Raw genomic sequence first — 15,872 nt, 5'->3', positions numbered from 1 at the left:
GTCAGGACGTGGCGCGCGGTTTTTTCGCCGCGCGCTTGAACGGCGCGACGTAAGCCAGCGCCGCCACGAAGAAGCCGACGGCAAGCGCGGTCTCGCACCAGCCGAGCGTCGCGGACAGCCCGCGATCGGACATGCCGCGCACGATGCCTTCGGCGAGATAGACGAGGATCAGCATGCTCGCCCACTGCATCGTATAGATGTTACGCCGCCAGACGCCGGGCAGCGCGAGCGCAAGCGGCACGGCCTTGAGCATCAGCGCGGAGCCGCCCGGGCGCAGCGGCGCGAGCCACAGCTCCCACGCGAGCGACAGCGCGATCAGCGCGACGAGACACGCGGCGGCGGCCAGCGCGTAGCGCGGCCGGGCCGCGATGGCGGGGCGGGCGGGGGCGTTCATGCCGCCTCGGCGGCCTGGGCGCTGGCGAGGGCCGCGGCGGCGCGTGCGAGCCGTACGCCGAGCGCGGCCGCGAGCGCCTTCTCGTCCGCCGACAGCCCGGCGGGCGCCGAGCGGTCGTGCTGCGCGACGTGCGACGCGCCGTACGGCGTGCCGCCGGTACGTGTCGTGCTCAGGGCGGATTCGGTGTAAGGGATTCCGACGATCATCATCCCGTGATGCAGCAGCGGCAGCATCATCGACAGCAGCGTCGACTCCTGGCCGCCGTGCAGGCTGCCCGTCGACGTGAACACGCTCGCCGGCTTGCCGGTGAGCGCGCCCGACAGCCATTGCGGCGTCGTGCCGTCGAGGAAATACTTGAGCGACGCGGCCATGTTGCCGAAGCGGGTCGGCGAACCGAGCGCGAGGCCCGCGCATTCCTCGAGGTCGCGTAGTTCCGCGTAGGGCGGGCCGTCGGCCGGGATGTCGGGGGCGGTGGCTTCGCAGACGGCCGACACGGGCGGCACGGTGCGGATGCGGGCCTGCATGCCCGGCACGCTGTCGATGCCGTTCGCGATCGCGAGCGCGAGATCGCGCGTGGCGCCGTGACGGCTGTAATAGAGGACGAGGATGTCTTTCATGGGCGACGGAGCCGCGTGCGGCCGCGCGCGTGCCCGGTGCAGTCGGCCCCTGCTGGAATCGAGCGGCTATTATAGGGGCTGAAGCCGTCGCGCTGCGCGGCGGCGGCGCGCCGTGACGCGCGCAGCATCGAGAAGGAGAAGCCGTTTGCCGAAGTTGAGCGTCGATCTCGACACCATCAAGCGCCTCGCGCAGTTCGCGGCCCGGCGCAGCGCCGAGGATCGCATCCCGCAAGTGGCGGGCAGCCTGACCTTCACGACGCTGCTGGCGCTCGTGCCGCTCCTGACGGTCGCGTTCGCGCTGTTCACCGCGTTCCCGATGTTCGCGTCGTTCCAGATCTCGCTGCAGGGGTTCCTCGCGGATCACCTGATGCCCGCGCAGTTCAACATCCAGATCTTCAAGTACCTGAACCAGTTCGCGTCGAAGGCCAAGGGGCTGACCACGGCGGGCCTGATCGTGCTCGTCGTCACGTCGGTGATGACCATGATGACGATCGAATCGGCGTTCAACCTGATCTGGCGCGTGCGCAAGCCGCGGCCGTTCGCACAGCGCGTGCTCGCGTACTGGGCGCTGATCACGCTCGGGCCCTTGCTGTTCGGCGTGAGCCTGTCGATCTCGTCGTACCTGTTCACGCAATCGCTCGCGTTCACCGGCGCGGGGCCGTCCACGTCGATGGTTGAGTGGCTGCTCGCGCTGGCATCGCTGCCGTTGACGGTGCTCGCGTTCACGCTGCTGTACGTGTATCTGCCGAACTGCACGGTCGCATGGCGCGACGCGGTGATCGGCGGGCTGTTCGCGGCCATCGCGTTCGAGCTCGCGAAGCGCGGCTTCGGCTACTACGTGCGGCGCATTCCGACCTATACGGCCGTCTACGGCGCGTTCGCGGCGCTGCCGGTGTTCCTGCTGTGGGTGTATTTGAGCTGGTTCATCGCGCTGCTGGGCGCGATGGTGGCGTCGGCGCTGCCGGCGATTCGCGTCGGCCAGTTCCACCGGATCCACTATCCGGGCAGCGACCTGCTCGACGCGCTCGAGCTGCTCGCGCGGCTCGCCGAAGCGCGCGCGGCCGGCAAGCGCGGCTACACGGCGCTGCGGCTCGCGACGATGCTGCGCTGCGACATGGAAACCGCGCAGCGATTGCTGACGACGATGGAGGAGCGCGAATGGGTCGCGCGGCTCGACGGCGGCGGGGAGACCACGCCGCGCTATATCCTGCTCGCGAACCCGGAGCAGCTGACGCTCGCGCAACTGTTCGACGTGCTGGTGATCGATCGCACCGAGCTGACCTACCAACTCCAGCGGCGCCGCAGCCACGTCGACGGGGCTGCGCTGCTCGACGTGCTGTCGAACGACCGGTTCGACGTGACGCTCGCATCGCTGATCGCCGCGCACCGGCTCGCGGGCGGGCAGCCGGGCGGCAGCGCCGCACCGGCGCCGGGCGTGGCCGACGCGCACGCGCAGCCGCCGCGGCCTGCCTGAAGGCGGGGTCAGGCGGCTACAGCGGGATCTTGCCGGTGCAGATGTCCTTGAACATCACCCAGTCGCCCATCAGGCTGTAGATCGGGTGCCGGAACGTGGCCGGGCGGTTCTTCTCGAAGAAGAAGTGTCCGACCCACGCGAACCCGTAGCCGCAGACGACCGCCGCCGGCAGCCACAGCCAGTGGCCGGTCGCGACCGCCATCGCGACGCAGCCGATCACGCCGAGCGAGCCGATGAAGTGCAGCCGCCGCGACGTCAGGTTCTGGTGCTCGTTCAGGTAATACGGGTAGAAGTCAGCGAAGCTGGCGAATTGCTCCGTATGCGTATGCGCCATGGCCGTCTCCTCGGGCCGCTGTTCATGGGGCCATTGTGCGGCCGGCGGCCCGCGTCCGCAAGCGGTGGCGGGCCGCCGCGCCGGCCCGTGCTTTCCTTTTGACAGGCTTTCCGATAGGATCGAAAGAGATTTTGCATTCAAGCATGAGGGGACTACGATGCGCGTCAGCGATATTCTGAAAGTGAAGGGCAACACGCTGTTTACGGTGACGCCCGATAAGCCGCTGCGCGAAGCGGTCGATACGATGGCCGAACACGACATCGGTTCGCTCGTCGTGATGGAGTACGGCGATCTCGTCGGGATGCTGACGTTTCGCGAGATCATCCTGCGCCTGCACGTGAACGGCGGCGCGATCGGCGACGTGCAGGTGCGCAAGGTGATGGACGAGCCGCTCACGTGCACGCCGGAAACGGACGTCAACGAAGTGCGCCGGATGATGCTCGAGCGTCACGCACGCTACATGCCGGTGCTCGACAAGAAGGTGCTAATGGGCGTCATTTCGTTCTACGACGTCGCGAAGACGGTCGTCGAGGCGCAGAGCTTCGAGAACCGGATGCTGAAGGCGTACATCCGCGACTGGCCGGAATCGGAAGCCGAAGCGCACAAGCCGTGAATCGCGCCGCGCCCGGCACGTCGATGCATGGGCGCCGCCATCCGGCACGCGGCGGCGCAGGCATGTCCTGCGCCGCCGTTTTTTCAACGACAACACGAGGCCCGCGCAGCATCGCCCAGACGATGCGCGCGTATTCCGCATGAGCGATCACACGCAAGCCACTTCGGGGCGGCGCGACGAACGTCGCGCCCACGCATCGCAGTTCGACCTGCTGCGCGAGCGCCGCTTCGCGCCGTTCTTCACGACCCAGTTCCTCGGTGCGCTGAACGACAACGTCTTCAAGATCGGTTTCACGTCGCTCGTCACGTATCACACCGCGCGGTTCTCCGGCGTCGATGCGAAAACGGCCGCGTTCCTGATTTCCGCGATCTTCATCCTGCCGTTCGTGCTGTTCTCGGCCACCTCCGGCCAGATCGCCGACAAATACGACAAGGCGACCCTCACGCGCTTCGTGAAATCGTTCGAGATCGTGCTGATGCTGGTCGGCGCGGCCGGCTTCGTCACGCACAGCGCGACGCTGCTGTATCTGTGCACGTTCATGATGGGGATGCACTCGACGCTGTTCGGGCCCGTCAAGTATTCGTACCTGCCGCAGCATCTCGGCGAACATGAGCTGGTCGGCGGCAACGGGCTCGTCGAGATGGGCACGTTCATCGCGATCCTGATCGGCACGATCATCGGCGGCGCGGCCGCCGGCATCGAAGGCAGCGGCGAGCGCGTGCTCGCGGTGAGCGTCGTCGTCATCGCGCTGGCCGGGCGGCTCGTCGCGCAGCGCGTGCCGTCGACACCCGCGCCGCAGCCCGACCTCGTGATCAACTGGAACCCGGTCAGCGAAACCTGGCGCAACCTCGGCCTCGCGCGCCAGAACCGCACGGTGTTCCTGAGCCTGCTCGGCATTTCGTGGCTGTGGTTCGTCGGCGCGACCTTCCTCACGTCGTTCTTCAATTTCGCGAAGGACGTGCTGTCCGCGAGCCCCGACGTCGTCACGATCCTGCTCGCGACGTTCTCGGTCGGCATCGGCCTCGGCTCGCTGCTGTGCGAGCGGCTGTCGCAGCGGCGCGTCGAGATCGGCCTCGTGCCGCTCGGCTCGATCGGCATCAGCGTGTTCGCGATCGAGCTGTATTTCGCGAGCCATGCGCTGTCGTCGCCCGGCCATCTGCTGTCGGTCGGCGAATTCCTGGCCGGTGCGCGCCACTGGCGCATCCTCGCCGACCTGTTCCTGCTCGCGATGTTCGGCGGCTTCTACAGCGTGCCGCTGTACGCGCTGATCCAGAGCCGCAGCGCGCCGACGCACCGCGCGCGGATCATCGCCGCGAACAACATCCTGAACGCGCTGTTCATGATCCTGTCGGCCTTGATGGCGATGGGGCTGACCAAGGCCGGGGTCGACATCCCGGGGCTGTTCCTCGTCACCGCGCTATTGAACGTCGTGGTCGCGACGTATATCTACCTGCTCGTGCCCGAGTTTCTGCTGCGCTTCGTCGCGTGGGTGCTCGTGCATACCTTCTACCGGATTCGCCTCGTGCACGCGGAGCGGATTCCGGCGGAAGGGGCGGCGGTGCTCGTGTGCAACCACGTCAGCTACGTCGATGCGCTGGTGCTGGCCGCCGCGAGCCCGCGTCCGATTCGGTTCGTGATGGATCACCGGATCTTCAAGACGCGTTTCGCGAGCTGGGTATTCCGGCATGCGAAGGCGATTCCGATCGCCCCGCGCCACGAGGACCCCGCGATGCTCGCGCGTGCGTACGACCTCTGCGAGGCCGCGCTGAAGGACGGCGAGCTCGTGTGTATCTTCCCCGAGGGCAAGCTGACGAAGACGGGCGACATCAACACGTTCCACCACGGTATCACCGAGATCCTGAGCCGCACGCCGGCGCCGGTGATCCCGATGGCGCTGCGCGGGCTGTGGGGCAGCTATTTTTCGCGGCATTCCGATGCGCGGATGCCGCGGCCGATCAAGCGCGGCGTGATGAGCCGGCTGACGCTGGCGGTCGGCGAGCCGATTCCCGCGTCGGTGGCGACGCCCGAGGCGCTGCAGGCGGCGGTGACCGAACTGCGCGGCGCGCGGAAGTAGGCGGGCGCCGAGTCCGGCGCGGAATGATCGATCCGCGCGCCGGGCCGGGATGGGGGCCGCGGTTCGGCGGCTCCCGCGCGTAACGCCGAGGGCCTGCGATCGCCGTACCGCGTTGCCTCTGCCCTTATCCGCGCCCGCCCGTGTGGTCTGAACGGTTCACGCGGCCCGCGGGCCCGGGACGGCTGGCATAATAGCGGTTTACCTCTTTTTCTCGACCGGCAAACGATCGGCCTGCCTGCGGCCCCGGCAGCGCATCGGTTTGCCCATTTCTCTTTTGGGCGGTTCCATCATGTCCGGCAATACCCTCGGCACGCTTTTCACTGTCACGACCTTCGGCGAATCGCACGGTCCCGCGATCGGCTGCGTGATCGACGGCTGCCCGCCGGGGATGGGGCTGACCGAAGCCGATATCCAGATCGAACTCGATCGCCGCAAGCCGGGCACGTCGCGACACGTGACGCAACGGCAGGAGGCCGACGAGGTCGAGATCCTGTCGGGCGTGTTCGAAGGCGTGACGACCGGCACGCCGATCGCGCTGCTGATCCGCAACACCGACCAGCGCAGCAAGGACTACGGCAACATCGTCGAGACGTTCCGTCCCGGCCACGCCGACTACACCTACTGGCAGAAATACGGCATCCGCGACTACCGCGGCGGCGGTCGCTCGTCCGCGCGCCTGACCGCGCCGATCGTCGGCGCGGGCGCGGTCGCGAAGAAGTGGCTGCGCGAGCGCTTCGGGGTCGAGGTGCGCGGCTACATGAGCGGCCTCGGCGAAATCGACGTGCCGTTCGTCGACTGGTCGTACGTGCACGAGAATCCGTTCTTCTCGCCGAACGCGGCGGTCGTGCCGGAGCTCGAAGCGTACATGGATGCGCTGCGCAAGGATGGCGATTCGATCGGCGCGCGCATCGACGTCGTCGCGTCGGGCGTGCCGGTCGGCTGGGGCGAACCGGTATTCGACCGGCTCGATGCCGATATCGCGAAGGCGATGATGAGCATCAACGCGGTGAAGGGCGTCGAGATCGGCGCGGGTTTCGACAGCGTCGCGCAGCGCGGCTCGGTGCACGGCGACGAACTGACGCCGGCCGGCTTCGTCGGCAACCACGCGGGCGGCGTGCTCGGCGGGATTTCGACGGGGCAGGACATCACCGTGTCGATCGCGATCAAGCCGACGTCGAGCATCCGCACGCCGCGCCGCTCGATCACGAAGAGCGGCGACGAGGCGACGGTCGAAACCTTCGGCCGCCACGATCCGTGCGTCGGCATTCGTGCGACGCCGATCGCCGAATCGATGCTCGCGCTGGTGCTGATCGATCATGCGCTGCGCCATCGCGCGCAGTGCGGCGACGTCGAGACGTCGACGCCGAAGATCGCGGGCAGCGCGACCTGATAGAGGCGGGCGGGGCGCCCTGTGTCGCCTCGGCAGTGGAGCGATGAATGCAAGCGGGGCGCTGCGTGATGCAGCGCCCCGTTTCGTTTATGGCGGTTCGCAGTGACCGACGCAAAACGCGCCGCTCGTGGCGGCGCGTTCCGGCAGGTTACATGTTCGGATAATTCGGCCCGCCGCCGCCTTCGGGCGTGACCCACACGATGTTCTGCGTCGGGTCCTTGATGTCGCAGGTCTTGCAGTGCACGCAGTTCTGCGCGTTGATCACGAGGCGCTCGCCGCCGTCGTCGTTCTTCACGAACTCGTACACCGCCGCCGGGCAGAAGCGCGCCTCCGGCCCCGCGTACGTGCGCAGGTTCACGTTCACCGGCACGCTCGCGTCCTTCAGCGTCAGGTGCGCCGGCTGGTTCTCCTCGTGGTTCGTGTTCGAGATGAACACCGACGACAGCCGGTCGAACGTCAGCTTGCCGTCCGGCTTCGGATACGCGATCGGCTCGCACTGCGACGCCGGCTTCAGCATCTCGTGGTCCGCGTGCTGGTGATGCAGCGTCCACGGCACGTTGCCGCCCATCACCTTCTGCTCGAGCCCCACCATCAGCGTGCCGAGGTACAGGCCCTTGGCCATCCACTGCTTGAAGTTGCGCGCGCGGTACAGCTCCGTGTACAGCCACGATTGCTTGAACGCATCCGGGTACGCATTGAGTTCATCCGACTGGCGGCCGGCCTGCACCGCGTCGAATGCGGCGTCCGCTGCCAGCATGCCGGTCTTGATCGCCGCGTGGCTGCCCTTGATCCGCGATGCGTTCAGGAAGCCCGCGTCGTCGCCGATCAGCGCGCCGCCCGGGAACACCGTCTTCGGCAGCGACAGCAGGCCGCCGGCCGTGATCGCGCGTGCGCCGTACGACACGCGCTTGCCGCCTTCGAGGAACGCGCGGATCGACGGATGCGTCTTGTAGCGCTGGAATTCCTCGAACGGCGACAGGTACGGGTTCGTGTAGCCGAGGCCCACCACGAAGCCGACCACCACCTGGTTGTTGTCCATGTGATACAGGAACGAGCCGCCGTACGTGTCGGACTTCAGCGGCCAGCCGGCCGTGTGGATCACGAGGCCCGGCTTGTGCTTGGCCGGGTCGATTTCCCACAGTTCCTTGATGCCGATCCCGTACGCCTGCGGATCGGCGTTCGCGTCGAGCTTGAACTTCGAGATCAGCTGGCGGCCCAGATGGCCGCGGCAGCCTTCGGCGAACAGTGTGTACTTCGCATGCAGCTCCATGCCGAGCTGGAAGTTCTCGGTCGGCTCGCCGTCCTTGCCCACGCCCATGTTGCCGGTGGCGACGCCTTTGACCGAGCCGTCGTCGTTGTAAAGAATTTCCGCGGCGGGGAAGCCGGGGAAAATCTCGACGCCCAGCGCCTCGGCCTGTGCCCCAAGCCAGCGCGTGACGTTGCCCAGCGAGATCACGTAGTTGCCGTGATTCTTGAAGTTGTCCGGCAGCGCCCAGTTCGGCGTGGTCACCGCGCTCTTCTCGGACAGGAACAGGAAGCGGTCTTCCGTCACCTCGACGTCGAGCGGCGCGCCGCGCTCCTTCCAGTCGGGAAACAGCTCGGTGATCGCGCGCGGGTCCATCACCGCGCCCGACAGGATGTGCGCGCCGATCTCGGAACCCTTCTCGAGCACGCACACGCCGATCTCGGTGCCTTTCTCGGCGGCCAACTGCTTGAGCCGGATCGCCGCCGACAGCCCGGCGGGGCCGCCGCCGACGATCACGACGTCGTATTCCATCGATTCGCGCGGGCCGTATTGCTCGATGAGGCTTGCGGGGGTCATTGGCGTTCCTCTAACCGTTAGAATGCTTTTATTCGGGAGCGTATTGTCTGCGAAACGAAACGCTTGCCGCAACAACATGCGGGTAGATTAGCACGATCGTTCTATTTTTTGTGCTAGGGTAATGCCGCCCGGGCTGCGCCGCCGGGGCTGGCGAAACGACATCGAAAGGGGATGGTCAAATGGGTCGATCGATCAATCTGGAAGGCAAGGTTGCGCTGGTGACGGGCGCGTCGAGCGGCCTCGGGCAGCGTTTTGCGCAGGTACTGTCGCAAGCCGGCGCGAAGGTCGTGCTCGCGAGCCGCCGCGTCGAGCGCCTGAAGGAGCTGCGCGCGGAGATCGAGGCGGCGGGTGGCGCCGCGCACGTCGTGTCGCTCGACGTGACCGATGTCCAGAGCATCAAGGCGGCCGTCGCGCATGCGGAGACGGAAGCCGGCACGATCGACATTCTCGTGAACAATTCGGGCGTGTCGACGATGCAGAAGCTCGTCGACGTGACGCCGGCGGATTTCGAGTTCGTGTTCGATACGAACACGCGCGGCGCATTTTTCGTCGCGCAGGAAGTCGCGAAGCGGATGATCATGCGCGCGAACGGCGGCGGCAACGGCAAGCCGCCGTGCCGGATCATCAACATCGCGTCGGTGGCCGGGCTGCGCGTGTTCCCGCAAATCGGGCTGTACGCGATGAGCAAGGCCGCGGTCGTGCAGATGACGCGCGCGATGGCGCTGGAGTGGGGCCGTCACGGGATCAACGTGAACGCGATCTGCCCGGGCTATATCGATACCGAAATCAATCATTACCTGTGGGAAACCGAGCAGGGCCAGAAGCTGCAGTCGATGCTGCCGCGCCGGCGTGTCGGCAAGCCGCAGGATCTCGACGGGCTGTTGTTGCTGCTCGCGGCCGACGAGTCGCAGTTCATCAATGGCTCGATCATCTCCGCGGACGACGGCTTCGGCCTCGCCTGAGCGGGTGACATTCAGCAACAAAGAAGACTGCAATGAGCGCAACAAGCGATTACTCCCCCGTTTTTGAGATGTCGATGCCGATCCGCTGGGGCGACATGGACGCGTTCGGCCATGTGAACAACACGGTCTATTTCCGCTACATGGAGCAGGCGCGGATCTCGTGGTTCGAGCAGCTCGGCATTGCCGGCGGCAACGGCGAGGGGCAGGGGCCCGTCATCGTCACCGCGTCGATGGAATTCCTCAAGCAGTTGCACTATCCGGGCGACGTGATCGCGAGGATGTCGGCCGCGAAGCCCGGCCGAAGCAGTTTCGATACCGGGTTCGAGCTCACGCGCGCGGACGATCCGCAGCATGTCTACGCACGCGGTAACGCGCGCTGCGTGTGGGTCGACTACGCGCTCGGCAAGTCGGTGCCGCTGCCGCCCCTGCTGCGCGACACGATCGAGCGCGCGCTCGCGGCGAAAGTCGGCTGAGCGTGCCTACCGGCAGGCCGGCACCGGGTCGCCGGTGGCGCGCCGTGCCCGTTGTTTCCCCCGGTCGGCCGCCGCGTGCGGCCGATCGTCATTCGAGCGCTGCGACGCAATGCGCGCTCACTGCCCGAGCAGGCGCTGCAGCAGCTCCGGCGTATTGTTCGTCCCGTATTTGCGCATCAGCCGGGCGCGGTAGATGTCGACCGTGCGCGAGCTGATGTCGAGCACGCGCCCGATCTGCTTGCTGGTCTTGCCGGTCGCGAGCTGGGCGGCGATCTCGCGCTCGCGCGGGGTCAGCTCGACCGCGACGCGGCGCGTCGCACTCAAATCCTCGAAGGTCCAGACGCCCGCCGCGAGCGGCGCGGTGCGGTCGAGTGCGCGGCCCGTCACGTGGCACCAGAACAGTTCGCCGTCGGCGCGCTTCATGATTCTGTCATCCGAGTAGACGCCGTTCGCGACCATCACGCGTGCGATGCGCTCGCCGATTCGCTGGAATTCGTCCGTGGACGGGTAGAGCACCGCGTACGATTTCCCGATCAGGTCGGCCCGTGCGCAGCGGAAGATCGACGCGAGCGCGTCGTTGCAGTCCTCGATCACGCGGTCGCGCGACAGCACGAGGCCGAGCGGCGCGAGGTGGAAGGCGGTCTGGTAATCGAGATCGGGCATGGCGCAGGCAGGCGGAGGGAAATGCTTATGTATTTTTGCGTATTGTGCCGCATCCGCGCCGCATCGTACCCTTTCAGGCATCTCGCGGCGGTGTGTCGCGACATAAAAACAGCGTGCTTCGACGCAGGCATCGCCGCGCATGCATAGAATGGTGCGGCGGGCTTGCGCCACGTGGCGCGTGAACCGGTTTTGCTGGTTTCCATAGAGGAAGGGACAACTGATGAACAAAGTCTATCCAAGCGCGGCTGCCGCGCTGGAGGGGATCGTCCGTGACGGACAGACCTTCGCGGTGGGCGGCTTCGGCCTGTGCGGGATTCCCGAGGCGCTGATCGCGGCGTTGCGCGATTCGGCGGTCAAGGGCATCACCTGCATCAGCAACAACGCAGGCGTCGACGGTTTCGGCCTCGGCCTGCTGCTGGAAACGCGCCAGATCAAGAAGATGATCTCGTCGTACGTCGGCGAGAACAAGGAGTTCGAGCGCCAGTACCTGGCCGGCGAACTCGAGCTCGAATTCACGCCGCAGGGCACGCTCGCCGAAAAGCTGCGCGCGGGCGGCGCGGGCATCCCCGCGTTCTTCACGAATACCGGCTACGGCACCGTGATCGCGGAAGGCAAGGAGACGCGCCAGTTCGGCGATCGCCACTACGTGCTCGAGCCGTCGCTGACGGCCGACGTCGCGCTCGTCAAGGCGTGGAAGGCCGACAAGTCCGGCAACCTGATCTATCGCCGCACCGCGCGCAACTTCAACCCGATGTGCGCGATGGCCGGCAAGATCACCGTGGTCGAAGTCGAGGAGATCGTCGAGAACGGTACGCTCGATCCGGATCAGGTCCATACGCCGGGGATCTTCGTGCAGCGCATCGTGCTGAACGCGACGCCCGAAAAACGCATCGAACAACGCGTCGTACGCGCGAAAGGAGACTGACATGGCCTGGAATCGTGACCAGATGGCCGCGCGCGCGGCGAAGGAACTGCAGGACGGCTTCTACGTGAACCTCGGCATCGGCCTGCCGACGCTCGTCGCGAACCACGTGCCGGAAGGCGTCGAGGTGTGGCTGCAGTCGGAGAACGGCCTGCTCGGCATCGGCCCGTCGCCGACCGAGGACGAAGTCGACGCCGATCTGATCAACGCCGGCAAGCAGACCGTCACGACGCTGCCCGGTTCGTCGATCTTCTCGTCGGCCGATTCGTTCGCGATGATCCGCGGCGGCCACATCAACCTCGCGATCCTCGGCGCGATGCAGGTCAGCAAGCAGGGCGACCTCGCGAACTGGATGATCCCGGGCAAGATGATCAAGGGGATGGGCGGCGCGATGGACCTCGTCGCGGGGGTGGGGCGTGTCGTCGTGCTGATGGAGCATGTCGCTAAGGGCGATCAGCACAAGATCCTCGAAGAATGCAACTTGCCGCTCACGGGTGTTGGCGTGGTCGACCTGATCATCACCGATCTCGGCGTGATCGAAGTGACGCCGGCCGGGTTGAAGGTGCTCGAACTGGCCGACGGCGTGAGCGCCGACGAGATCCAGGCGAAGACGGGCGCGCCGCTCGACGTCAGCGCCGTGGCCTGAGCGTCACGCTGTTGCGTCATCCCTGACGCCCGCGTTCCTGACGGAACGCGGGCGTTTTGTCGTGCGCGCAGGCGTCACGCGATCGCGCCGCCGCCGTCAACCAGTACCGTCGAACCGGTTGCATAAGGCGTGGCCGCCAGATACAGGATCGCATTCGCGACATCCTCCGGCTGGCCGACCCTGCGTGCCGGAAGCCGCTGGGCGGCGCCGGCGTACATCGCGTCACGTGCGTCGGGCGCGAGCTTGTCCCACAGCGGCGTCGCGATCAGGCCGGGCGACACGGTATTCACGCGCACCGGCGCCAGCTCGAGCGCCAGCCCGCGGGCGAGGGCTTCGAGCGCTGCGTTGATCGCGCCTTGCAGCACCGACGACGCGCTCGGCCGCACGCTCAGGTAGCCCGACACGAACGTCAGCGAGCCGCCGGGCGCGATATCGATCGCGCGGGCGATGCGGTAGGCGCCCCAGAACTTGCTGTCCATCGCTGCCTGCGCGTCGGCGAGCGGCAGCGCACGGACCGCGCCCGTGGCCGTCTTCGCGGCAGAAATCACGACGTGGTCGAACCGGCCGGCGCGTGCGCAGAACGCATCGACGTCCGCCGTATCGGTGATGTCGAGCGTTTCGGTCCGCACGTGCGCGCCCGGCAGGGCGTCGAGGTCGAACCTGCGTGGATCGCGCGAAGCGATCGTCACCCGCGCGCCGCGCCGCGCGAATGCTGCTGCGGTGGCGGCGCCGATGCCGGAGCTGCCGCCGACGACGAGTACTGTCTTTCCGTGGAGCAGATCGTCCATGAAAGTCTCTCCTGGGTGGTGAGTTGAACGGAATCCGGTCAGATCGTTTCGGTCTCGCGCAGCGTCGACGGGCTGTGCAGTGCGAAGCGCGCAATGTCGTCCTTGCGCATGAAAGCGACCCCGGGGTGTGATCGAGCGTAGTGCAGGAAGTCGTCCCACGCGCGGACCATCTGCGGCGTGCCGCTGATCCGGTCGTGCGCACTGATCGACATCAATCTGCGCCGCTGCCCGGCTTCCGCGTACAGCTGGTCGAAATCGAGCTTGATCTGCTCGACGAACATCGTCGGCGAGTAGTGACGGCCTTCGATCAGCAGGATGTCGTTGTTGCGCAGCGTGTACGGGACCACCACGAAATCGCGGCCGCCGACGGTCTCGATGAACGGTTCGTCGCGACTGACGTCGTCGATGTGATACGTGTAGCCGAGTTCCTGCAGCAGCGACAGCGTATGCGGGCCGCGCCGCAGCCAGTTGCAGTTGTAGCCGGTCGGGCGCTGGCCGGTCACCGCTTCGACCATGTCGCGCGCTTCGGTCAGGAAGTGGCGCTCGTCGTCGCGGCTCATCGCGAATTGCGCGCGCCACGTCGGGCCGTGCGCGGCGGCTTCGTGGCCGCGCGATACGATCTCGCGCGCCAGTTCGGGATGCCGGCGCGCGGCTTCTCCGATCATGTGCGACGTCACTTTCACGCCGTGCCGGTCCCACAGGTCGAGCAGGCGCGGAATCCCTTCCCGATAGCCATATGCGAACCAGGTGGCCGATGCGAGATCGACCGGCACCGACGGCGGAAACGCGACGGCCGGAAACGGACTGTCCGCGCCCGTGGGCGGTTGTCCGCCCGCCTCGAACTGCATCGAGATCGAGATCACGAGCCGCGCGCCGTCCGGCCAGAACGGCGTGGCGCCCGGTGTCGCGGGCGCCGGCACCGTCGCGGCGGCGGCACGCACGGACGTGCCTGCGGCCAGCGCGACGCCGGCCGCGAGCCCTGCGCCGGCCTGGGCCAGGAACGTGCGGCGCGGCAGAGGCGTCGCGGGCGTGTCGTTACCGTGAGTCATCGTCCCCTCCGTCAACCGACGAGCCCAAGCTGACGCATCAGCGTCAGGTTGTCTTCGATGTGCCAGTTTTCCGCGATCCGGCCGTGGTCGATCCGATAGATATCGGTCGCGATGAAGTCGATCGCCTGTCCGCGCCCGGCCGTTCCGTTGAACGCGCCGGTGAAATGCCCGCGGAAATGCAGGTGCACGACGACCCGGTCGCCAGCGACGATCATCTGTTCGATGTCGCAGCGCAGATCCGGGATCGCGTCGCGCATCGTGCTGGAGGCCGCGAGCGGCCCCGCTGCGCCTTGTTCGCGGCCGGGCGGCAGCGTGCGGTCGGTGAAGTCGGCGGCGAGTGCCGCGCGGGCGAGTGCGGGGTCGCCGGTATTCCAGAAGCTGCCGTAGCGGCGCGCGGCCAGGATTTGCGCGCGGGCCTGCGCGGCCGGCAAGCCTGCCGCGACGGTCAGGCTGTGCGGTGCGACGAGATCGGCGGCACGGGCGGCGGCGGGCCAGAGCGCCACGACGCAAGCGGCTGCCGCGAAGGCGTGCGCGACAGGGCGGGCGGCTGAACGAAGGCGGATCGACATGGTTGCAAGGGTCCTGTGAAGAGCGTCATGCGACGACGCGGAACAGGTATGGTAGGTTTCCGTTCTGAATGCAAATACGGGCAAGAAGCGAATGGATTATTCGAAAAAAGGAAAGGTTAGGGTAAGGCGGGCGCCATGACGCTGATCGACGATTTCCCCGCGCTCGATACCTTCGCGCGGATCGTGTCGGCCGGAAGCCTGTCGGCGGCGGCGCGCGAGCTCGACCTGTCGTTGTCGGTCGTCAGCAAGCGGCTCGCGCATCTCGAGTCGCGGCTCGGCGTGCGCCTGCTGCACCGGACGACGCGGCAGCAGACGCTCACCGACGACGGCGCGCAGTTTCATGCGCAGGTGCTGCGCATCCTGGCCGAAGTCGAGCATGCGGAAACGCTGATGCGCGACCGCCGCGGCACGGTCAGCGGCGTGCTGCGCGTGACGGCGCCTGGCGAACTCGGCCGCCTGCGAATCGCGCCGCTCGTCGCGGCATTTCAGCAGCGGCATCCGCAATTGACCGTGCAGTTGATGCTGACCGATGCGGTCGTCGATCTGCTCGCAGCCGACATCGACGTCGCCGTGCGGATCGGCAATCTCGCCGATTCGACGATGATCGCGCGCGAGCTGGCGCCGAATCACCGCGTGCTGTGCGCGTCGCCGGGCTATCTCGCGGCGCACGGCTGGCCCGCCCATCCGGCCGAGCTGCGTGCGCATCGATGCATCGTGATGGGCGACCAGCCGCGTGCCGAATGGCGGTTCGATGGCGCGCAAGGCGGCGTGGCGGTCGAGGTGACGGCCGCGCTGCTGACGAACGACGGCGGCGCGGCGCGTACGCTGGCGCTCGAAGGCGCGGGCATTGCGTTGAAGTCGATCTGGGACGTCGGCGCCGATCTCGACGCCGGCCGGCTCGTGCGCGTGCTGCCGGCCTTCGAGGCATCCGCCGCGCCGTTGCATGCCGTTTATCCCGGCGCTCGCCATGTGCCGTTGCGGGTGCGGACATTCGTCGATTTCCTGCGCGAGCAGTTGCGGGGCGCGTGGCGCCGCCACGATTGAACCTGGCTCGGGTGGTGGGCCGGGGCGCGTGGCGCCCC

The 15,872-nt window shown here is 67.3% G+C and carries 17 protein-coding genes; 9 read left to right on the top strand and 8 right to left on the bottom strand.

Annotated elements, in window-relative coordinates; all coding sequences use genetic code 11:
- Position 1: 1 nt before the first annotated feature.
- A complete protein-coding gene (locus tag BLS50_RS01070) occupies positions 2-394 on the bottom strand; it encodes a DUF2069 domain-containing protein (protein WP_074800057.1) in 393 nt (130 codons plus the stop codon).
- Positions 391-1,011, bottom strand: a complete 621-nt coding sequence (gene wrbA / locus BLS50_RS01065; protein WP_006476205.1) for an NAD(P)H:quinone oxidoreductase — start codon at positions 1,009-1,011, stop codon at positions 391-393. The genes BLS50_RS01070 and wrbA overlap by 4 nt, the downstream gene beginning before the upstream one ends.
- Positions 1,012-1,156: 145 nt before the next feature.
- Between wrbA and BLS50_RS01060 the strand changes: the two genes are divergently transcribed.
- Entirely contained in the window at positions 1,157-2,485 is a 1,329-nt protein-coding gene (locus tag BLS50_RS01060) for a YihY family inner membrane protein (RefSeq protein ID WP_074800054.1), read from the top strand.
- Between the two features lie 16 nt (positions 2,486-2,501).
- Here BLS50_RS01060 and BLS50_RS01055 read toward each other — a convergent pair whose 3' ends face one another.
- Complete coding sequence (locus tag BLS50_RS01055) at positions 2,502-2,819, bottom strand: Mpo1-like protein (RefSeq protein WP_006476203.1); 318 nt, start codon at positions 2,817-2,819, stop codon at positions 2,502-2,504.
- Between the two features lie 157 nt (positions 2,820-2,976).
- On the opposite strand from BLS50_RS01055, the gene BLS50_RS01050 reads away from it, so the two are divergent.
- The 3 genes from BLS50_RS01050 to aroC all read left to right on the top strand — a co-directional run bounded on the left by BLS50_RS01050 (position 2,977) and on the right by aroC (position 6,896).
- Positions 2,977-3,432 (top strand): CBS domain-containing protein, encoded by a 456-nt coding sequence (locus BLS50_RS01050; RefSeq protein ID WP_006488504.1) that lies wholly within the window; start codon positions 2,977-2,979, stop codon positions 3,430-3,432.
- Positions 3,433-3,571: 139 nt separating this feature from the next.
- Positions 3,572-5,506 (top strand): MFS transporter, encoded by a 1,935-nt coding sequence (locus tag BLS50_RS01045; RefSeq protein ID WP_074800051.1) that lies wholly within the window; start codon positions 3,572-3,574, stop codon positions 5,504-5,506.
- Positions 5,507-5,795: 289 nt separating this feature from the next.
- Positions 5,796-6,896, top strand: a complete 1,101-nt coding sequence (aroC, locus tag BLS50_RS01040) for a chorismate synthase (protein ID WP_006476200.1) — start codon at positions 5,796-5,798, stop codon at positions 6,894-6,896.
- 148 nt (positions 6,897-7,044) lie between these two features.
- Here aroC and BLS50_RS01035 read toward each other — a convergent pair whose 3' ends face one another.
- On the bottom strand, positions 7,045-8,718 hold the full coding sequence (locus BLS50_RS01035) for an electron transfer flavoprotein-ubiquinone oxidoreductase (protein ID WP_027810268.1): 1,674 nt from the start codon (positions 8,716-8,718) through the stop codon (positions 7,045-7,047).
- 179 nt (positions 8,719-8,897) lie between these two features.
- Here BLS50_RS01035 and BLS50_RS01030 point away from each other — a divergent pair, with 179 nt between their 5' ends.
- Together BLS50_RS01030 and BLS50_RS01025 are read left to right on the top strand one after the other, a co-directional pair.
- On the top strand, positions 8,898-9,680 hold the full coding sequence (locus BLS50_RS01030; protein WP_011545236.1) for an SDR family oxidoreductase: 783 nt from the start codon (positions 8,898-8,900) through the stop codon (positions 9,678-9,680).
- A 32-nt stretch (positions 9,681-9,712) separates the two neighbouring features.
- Positions 9,713-10,153, top strand: coding sequence for an acyl-CoA thioesterase (locus tag BLS50_RS01025; protein WP_011545237.1), 441 nt, complete (start codon positions 9,713-9,715; stop codon positions 10,151-10,153).
- A 117-nt stretch (positions 10,154-10,270) separates the two neighbouring features.
- Here BLS50_RS01025 and BLS50_RS01020 read toward each other — a convergent pair whose 3' ends face one another.
- A complete protein-coding gene (locus tag BLS50_RS01020; RefSeq protein ID WP_012328362.1) occupies positions 10,271-10,816 on the bottom strand; it encodes a LuxR C-terminal-related transcriptional regulator in 546 nt (181 codons plus the stop codon).
- 220 nt (positions 10,817-11,036) lie between these two features.
- Here BLS50_RS01020 and BLS50_RS01015 point away from each other — a divergent pair, with 220 nt between their 5' ends.
- Complete coding sequence (locus BLS50_RS01015) at positions 11,037-11,741, top strand: CoA transferase subunit A (protein ID WP_011545238.1); 705 nt, start codon at positions 11,037-11,039, stop codon at positions 11,739-11,741.
- Position 11,742: 1 nt separating this feature from the next.
- Positions 11,743-12,384 carry a CoA transferase subunit B gene (locus BLS50_RS01010; protein ID WP_006476194.1) on the top strand — a complete coding sequence of 214 codons (642 nt, stop codon included), beginning with the start codon at positions 11,743-11,745 and terminating at the stop codon, positions 12,382-12,384.
- Between the two features lie 74 nt (positions 12,385-12,458).
- On the opposite strand, the gene BLS50_RS01005 is transcribed toward BLS50_RS01010, so the two are convergent.
- The 3 genes from BLS50_RS01005 to BLS50_RS00995 are packed head-to-tail and all read right to left on the bottom strand — an operon-like array spanning position 12,459 to position 14,790.
- Entirely contained in the window at positions 12,459-13,172 is a 714-nt protein-coding gene (locus BLS50_RS01005; RefSeq protein ID WP_074800048.1) for an SDR family oxidoreductase, read from the bottom strand.
- Between the two features lie 38 nt (positions 13,173-13,210).
- Positions 13,211-14,221, bottom strand: coding sequence for a polysaccharide deacetylase family protein (locus tag BLS50_RS01000; RefSeq protein ID WP_074800045.1), 1,011 nt, complete (start codon positions 14,219-14,221; stop codon positions 13,211-13,213).
- Between the two features lie 11 nt (positions 14,222-14,232).
- Positions 14,233-14,790: an ester cyclase gene (locus tag BLS50_RS00995; protein WP_074800042.1), complete on the bottom strand. Its 558-nt coding sequence runs from the start codon at positions 14,788-14,790 to the stop codon at positions 14,233-14,235.
- A 135-nt stretch (positions 14,791-14,925) separates the two neighbouring features.
- Here BLS50_RS00995 and BLS50_RS00990 point away from each other — a divergent pair, with 135 nt between their 5' ends.
- On the top strand, positions 14,926-15,834 hold the full coding sequence (locus tag BLS50_RS00990; RefSeq protein ID WP_074800040.1) for a LysR family transcriptional regulator: 909 nt from the start codon (positions 14,926-14,928) through the stop codon (positions 15,832-15,834).
- The last annotated feature ends 38 nt before the right edge of the window (positions 15,835-15,872 follow it).

This window comes from Burkholderia orbicola (assembly GCF_900100915.1).
Lineage (GTDB): Bacteria > Pseudomonadota > Gammaproteobacteria > Burkholderiales > Burkholderiaceae > Burkholderia > Burkholderia orbicola.
This window is presented reverse-complemented; position numbering and strand designations above follow the sequence as displayed.